General features: G+C 60.6%; 6 protein-coding genes and 1 pseudogene. 3 read left to right on the forward strand and 4 right to left on the reverse strand.

All coding sequences use genetic code 11. The annotated features are described in order from the left end of the window. Both Y708_RS26360 and Y708_RS0118955 read left to right on the forward strand, forming a co-directional pair. Positions 1-597: pseudogene (locus Y708_RS26360) on the forward strand (transposase); the annotation flags it as partial. A 533-nt stretch (positions 598-1130) separates the two neighbouring features. Further along, positions 1131-1403 (forward strand): hypothetical protein, encoded by a 273-nt coding sequence (locus Y708_RS0118955; protein ID WP_028281138.1) that lies wholly within the window; start codon positions 1131-1133, stop codon positions 1401-1403. A gap of 235 nt (positions 1404-1638) precedes the next feature. Here Y708_RS0118955 and Y708_RS29415 read toward each other — a convergent pair whose 3' ends face one another. The 4 genes from Y708_RS29415 to Y708_RS26365 all read right to left on the reverse strand — a co-directional run bounded on the left by Y708_RS29415 (position 1639) and on the right by Y708_RS26365 (position 4854). After that, positions 1639-2166, reverse strand: a complete 528-nt coding sequence (locus Y708_RS29415; protein WP_155853946.1) for a hypothetical protein — start codon at positions 2164-2166, stop codon at positions 1639-1641. Between the two features lie 323 nt (positions 2167-2489). Next, the gene (gene chrA, locus Y708_RS0118970) at positions 2490-3920 is read right to left on the reverse strand and encodes a chromate efflux transporter (RefSeq protein WP_081747017.1); all 1431 of its coding nucleotides are present in this window, start codon (positions 3918-3920) and stop codon (positions 2490-2492) included. Beyond that, the gene (locus Y708_RS0118975) at positions 3917-4348 is read right to left on the reverse strand and encodes a chromate resistance protein ChrB domain-containing protein (protein WP_028281142.1); all 432 of its coding nucleotides are present in this window, start codon (positions 4346-4348) and stop codon (positions 3917-3919) included. The genes chrA and Y708_RS0118975 overlap by 4 nt, the downstream gene beginning before the upstream one ends. Beyond that, entirely contained in the window at positions 4345-4854 is a 510-nt protein-coding gene (locus Y708_RS26365) for a Chromate resistance protein ChrB (RefSeq protein WP_051479184.1), read from the reverse strand. The genes Y708_RS0118975 and Y708_RS26365 overlap by 4 nt, the downstream gene beginning before the upstream one ends. 411 nt (positions 4855-5265) lie before the next feature. Between Y708_RS26365 and Y708_RS26370 the strand changes: the two genes are divergently transcribed. Beyond that, positions 5266-5746: recombinase family protein (locus tag Y708_RS26370; protein WP_035776867.1), on the forward strand; the 481-nt coding region annotated here is incomplete at its 3' end.

Raw genomic sequence — 5746 nt, forward strand, 5'->3', positions numbered from 1 at the left:
GTCGGGATCGATATCTCCAAACGCGACGCGAAGGTGTGCGTGCGTATACCCGGTCAGCGTGCGGGAACGTTTACCTCCACAGTCACGACCTGGGGTGCCACCACCGGGCAGATACTTGAACTGCGTGCTTTCCTTGAAGGTGAGCAGGTCACGACGGTGGTGATGGAGGCGACCAGCGATTACTGGAAGCCGTTCTATTATCTGATGGAAGAAACGCTGCCGGTGATGCTGGTCAACGCCAAGATGGCAAGGAATATCCCCGGCCGTAAGACCGATGTCTCCGATGCGGGATGGCTCGCCCAGCTGGGTGCATATGGGTTGTTGCGGGCTTCCTTCGTCCCGCCGGAACCCATTCGTGATCTACGCGATCTGACCCGGTCCCGGTCCATTGCGGTCCGGGACCGTACCCGGCAGATCCAGCGTCTGGAGAAGTTCCTGGAAGGCTCGGGCATCAAGCTATCGGCCGTGGTCTCGGAGCTGTCCGGTGTTTCCTCCCGGGCGATGCTTGAGGCCCTCGTGAGCGGGGAACGGGACCCGCAGGTGCTGGCAGCTTTGGCCCGGGGCCGGCTGAAGTCCAAGGTCCCGCAGCTGCTCGAAACTTGTTCTAAACGCCGATAACAGCAACAGCGCTTTCGTCGTGGGAAAGAATGACTTCCCAACAGCAAACTACAGGCCAGGGATGTACTCCATGGATAGTCGTGTCCAGGTTATCCACAGCAGCTGTGGCTAGAGAAATACACGATTGTCATTTACCGCCGGTAGACTGTGATATGGAGCACCAAACCCCGGCAATAGGCCGGGGGCCAGTTGACCGGGGCTTGGGTTTTTCTACTTGATCGGTAGGTTACCTAGTTTAGGCACAAAATTGGTGGAGTGCTCCTCATTTGGTTCAATCTTGGACCAGAAAGGAGTGTGTGCCATGGCGCGCACAGTCAGCAGAAGCGCCCGAACGGGTCGCTTTTTGAGCAAGGGAGCCACCCGCCGCAGTCCCAAGACAACCTCGACCGAACGTGTGGGACGAGGTACGTCCAACAACACGGTCGTGCACAGATCAACAATCACGGGCCGGTTCGTCAGAGGTTCCACGGCCCGGCGCACCCCGGACACCACGATCACCCAGGCGGTGTGACATGGGTAGCGGGTTCACATTCAACAGTAAAGACTTTGAAAAGCAGGTCAGGAAGGCAACCGAAGGCAGTGTCCGTGATCTGGCCGGTCAATATGAGCGGATGTTCGAATCGCTACGCCGCCGCTACACCGGGCGGCCGGTCGATGTAATCAAGCCAATCCTTGAACATGAGTGGAAGCGGATAAACGGTGGCAGTATCACCAATCCTGAACTCACGGATTACGCCTCGCTGATCAGCGAGGGAACCCACATCAAGATGAACGTCAAGATGTAGGGGGCTGGTTCTCGGGTTGAGGTGCTGCTCCTGAGAGCAGCACCTCAATCGTTTGCCGATAACGGGCTGTTACGTCAGCCCTCCGCCCGCTGGGTTCAATTCCGAGCGGAGCTGGGTCGTTGCTGGAGCGTCGATCCGATTCTCTCGGTGGAGGCGAACCAGGAAAGCAGCTCCGGGCTGATGGCACCGATGACGGTACGCATGTTCACCAGTTGTGCCTGGACGTTGCTGTTGATCAGCGGTTCCAGGTGGGCGACCCGGTTGCGGAGGCGGTAAATGCCCTCGACCGCGTGTTCCAGCTGGCGCGGCGTTCGTTTGAGGTACGGGAATGCTTCGTTGAGGGCTTCATCGTGCCGAGCGACATGGCTGCAAGAATGTCCGCGTGATGCGGATCTCGCTGACCTTGTGGACGCCGTGTGGTCGATTTCAATGCGCGCCGTCTGGCTTCGGGAATGTCACGGCCGACAATCCGGATGAGGAGGGCAGAGGGATCCATGAGCCAGTCTGCCGAGTAGAGCCGGCCGTGATCTGGATCTGGCTGGGATGCGTTCCACAGGCAGAGTCTTTCGTCGAGTGCGTTGCGGAGAAGAACTTCGAAGACGTGAAGGGCTTCGTAGACGGCACCCGAGAGGTCGATGTTCCATCGGTAGAGGTGGATGGCGTCGTGGAGGTTTCCTTCGACGTGCAGGTAGGGCGCCAGTCTTTCCGGGCTGAGTCGTTTAAGCAGGGTCTGCTCGATGGCTGGTTGGTGTGCTGTTCCCACAGGAGTAAACTGTAAACGAAGACAGGGGCAGGTTCTCTGTTACGGATTACTGAGGGTCCCGCGGCCAGGAGCTGCGGGGCCCTCAGCCGTTAATGCCCGTGGCCTTCGACTCGGTCATGGCAGCGTTGATCCCGGTAAGAGCGACTGCGGCGCTGAAGTCTCGGCCGCTGGACCACAGATCAGTTATGCACGCACGATGTGGGACACGGTCGTGGGATCAGTTATGAAACGCAGGATGGCCGTTCTGCGGGCTTGGAATGTCATTGTCAGAAGTCGTTTGCACTGCCCGGTTAGGGGCGCGACCGTGAGTCAGATGTGAGGCTCTAGAGAAGCAGTAGGCCGAATTGAACGATGATGCCTGTTATGGCGCACACGCCCAGCGTGCGAAGTAGCGACCACTGGCGTATGAAGATGAGGAATCCCGCGAGTACGGTGACCGCTAGCGCTCCGGGTTGGAAACTGGCTGGTTCCGGTATCTGCATGTTGATGATTCCCCAGGTGATTGGGCTGGTTTCGGAGAAGAGGCTGTGCATGGCGAAGATGACGGCCAGGTTGGCGATAACACCGACTACAGCTGCGGTAATTCCTGTCAGCGCTGCTGACAAGAGACGGTTGTTGCGGAGCCGTTCGACGTATGGGGCGCCGAGCTGAATGAACAGGAAACTGGGAACGAATGTGACCCACGTCGTAATGAGTGCGGCGAGTATGGCGGCCACCCAGGGGTTGAAATCTCCTGGGAACCGGTAGGCGCCGACGAAGGCGACGAATTGGACGACCATGATCAGCGGACCCGGCGTGGTTTCGGCCAGCGCCAGGCCGCGGATCATTTCCCCCGGAGCCAGCCAGCCGTATACGGACACCGCCTGTTGTGCGACGTATGCCAGGACGGCGTATGCGCCGCCGAAGGTGACCACGGCCGCTCCGGAGAAGAAGAGCCCTTGTTCCACGAAGATGCTGTGAGGGCCGATCAGCATGGCAGCGGCGACCACGGGGGCGGCCCACACCGTCAGACCGAGTGTCAGAACGAGTGCACTGTGGCGCAGCGAGGGGGCGTCGCTGTGCAATTGTTCATCACTGATCAACGGGACGGGACCGTCATCCGCGGCGCTGCTCAATTTTGGTTCGGTTACTCCGGGCCGGAATTTGCCGATTGCCCAGCCGATGATCGCGGCGGTGAGAACGACAGCGGGGAAAGGAACTGCGAACAGGGTCAAGGCGGCGAAAGCACCGATAGCCAGGATGAGCAGGCTGGGATGGGTCAGTGCTCGGCGACTGACCCGGATGACAGCGTGAATGACGATCGCGATGACGGCCGCACCCAGTCCCATGAATAAGCCGCTCGTGATCGTGGTCTCGTCGAAGGCGACATACAGCGCGGACAACCCGAGCATGGCGACCACGCCGGGTAGGACAAACAGGGACCCGGCGACGATGCCGCCGCGAACACCGTTGAGCAACCATCCGGTGTAGACGGCGAGTTGTTGTGCTTCGGGCCCGGGCAGCAGCATGCAGTAGTTCAGTGCGTGCAGGAAGCGGCGTTGACCGATCCACCGTTTCTCGTCGACCAGGATGCGCTGCATGACCGCGATCTGCCCGGCAGGGCCGCCGAATGTTTGCAGACCGATGAGGAACCACACCCTCACCGCGTCACGGAACGGGATCACGTCCTGGTTGCGTCGCAGCACGACGGTTGCCGCCGGATCTGGCTGCCGATCAGGCCCGTCGTGGGCCGGCTGCGGCGTGGGTATGCTCATGCGGGCTCCTTGCCGAGTATCAGCGCCCGGTGATAGTAGGCGTACAAGCCGTCGAATACGGCGCCGGAGACGGCCAGAACCTGCACGTCATCGTGAATCATGGAAAGTCCGCGGAGGACAACGTCCAGTCCGGCTGCTTCAGGGGCATCGAAGTGTTCGTCGTCGAGGTCCGCTTCGTGGACGATCTCGGAAATCTTCCACAGCACAGGATCGATGAGCTCATACCGGCGCAGCAGCGTCTCGAAAGTGCAGTCGTGGCCATGGTGCCCGAGGTCAACCCCACGCATGTCAAAAGGAACGCCGCCCTCGCTCACCTCGCTGAGGTCGGAAATGAACGCAAATTGTGCGTCAGTATCGATGGAGCGTTTGATGAGCCATGCCGATGCGGCGCGGTCTATATGGATGCTCTCGCGGGTAAACCACTTCATCGTGGCCCCGTCCCTGCCGGCATCGATTCCGGATAAGTAATGCCGCCCGCTAGATCCTCAACGGCCAGTCGTGCCTGGCCGGCCTCCACCGGGGGAAAGTAGTCCCGCCGGCGCACCTGTCTCAGGTCGCGCCGCAATTTCGCCAGCACACGCGATCCGGATCCCATTTCAGTGCCTCGTGCAGCCGTAGCCTCGGCGATGATCGCCTGGTATTCCTCTGTTCGGGCCTGCGCCATCGCGGTAATCAAGCGGTGTTCCTCGGTCGCAGAGGTCATTTGTGCCCGCCACACTGTGGCTGCCCCGTGTGCTTCCTCGATCTGTTCGGCGATCCACTCCAGCTGCTCCCGGGTTCGGGCGTCCTCGGGCAAAGCCACTACGCCATCACCAATCTGGGCGACGCCGAGCCGTTGCAGCTTCCGCCACACCGCGATCCTCGCGGTCGAGGGTGTCCGGGGAATCCGATAACTCAGCAACACCCAATTCAAACGATCCAAGTTCGCAACCATGGTTACATGTTTAGGGGAGCGGGCTGCGCATGTCAAAACGACTCACGAGCCAACGCTGACGCACAGCAATTCCGCCTTCGTCCACCCCGGAGGCAGTCAGCTAGCCTTCGCGAGGATTTTGGCACCAAATCGGGATTGTGACTCTCAGTCAGGAATGGCGGTTAAATTGCAGCTTAATTTGGCGGTTCCAAGACCCCGCTCGAGGAACCTTTGAGGGCGGCCCGGTGGGTCGCCCGCTATCTCGTCAAAGGATCCTTTACCAAGACAGGACGGCCGGCCGATCGGTGATTTGTCGAAGCCCAGCATTCCCGGGGGTTCTCGTAGGCGTGTCTTATCTCAGCAATGTGTCTCACAGGCGCTATTCTCAACAAAGCAAATTGTGGCCTTTGATGAGCTGATAGGGGAGTGGGCGTGGGAAGTGTTGGGTATGCCAGGGTCAGCACCTTGGATCAGAACGCGGGTCTGCAGCAGGCGGCGTTGGCGGCCGCGGGCTGCAACCGGATCTTTACCGATCACGGTGTGAGTGGAACGCGGGCCAGCCGGCCTGAACTGGACAAGATGCTCGACCATCTTCGGGAGGGCGATGAGGTCGTGGTCTGGAAGCTGGACAGGTTGGGGCGCAACACCCGCAACCTGCTGGCCATCATCGATGACCTGGAACACCGGGGTGTGCACTTCCGTAGCGTCACAGAAGGCATCAGTACAACGGGTTCGATGGGCAGGGCAATGCTGACGGTCATGTCCGCGTTCGCTCAGCTCGAGCGTGACCAGCTGGCCGAGCGGACCAGGGGCGGCATGGCGGCGGCCGCCGAACATGGGCGGAAGGCCGGGCGGCGGGAAGTCACCGCCGCTGATGCGTTGGTCAAGCGGGCCCGGGACCTGAAGGCCCAGG

Source organism: Arthrobacter sp. H5 (assembly GCF_000520595.1).
Classification (GTDB): domain Bacteria; phylum Actinomycetota; class Actinomycetes; order Actinomycetales; family Micrococcaceae; genus Arthrobacter_D.

What these genes read in the sequence shown, in the direction of transcription:
- Y708_RS0118955 (WP_028281138.1), top strand. Translation starts at nt 1,131, where the DNA reads ATGGGTAGCGGGTTCACATTCAACAGTAAAGACTTTGAAAAGCAGGTC.
- chrA (WP_081747017.1), bottom strand. Translation starts at nt 3,920, where the DNA reads ATGAGCATACCCACGCCGCAGCCGGCCCACGACGGGCCTGATCGGCAG.
- Y708_RS0118975 (WP_028281142.1), bottom strand. Translation starts at nt 4,348, where the DNA reads ATGAAGTGGTTTACCCGCGAGAGCATCCATATAGACCGCGCCGCATCG.
- Y708_RS26365 (WP_051479184.1), bottom strand. Translation starts at nt 4,854, where the DNA reads ATGGTTGCGAACTTGGATCGTTTGAATTGGGTGTTGCTGAGTTATCGG.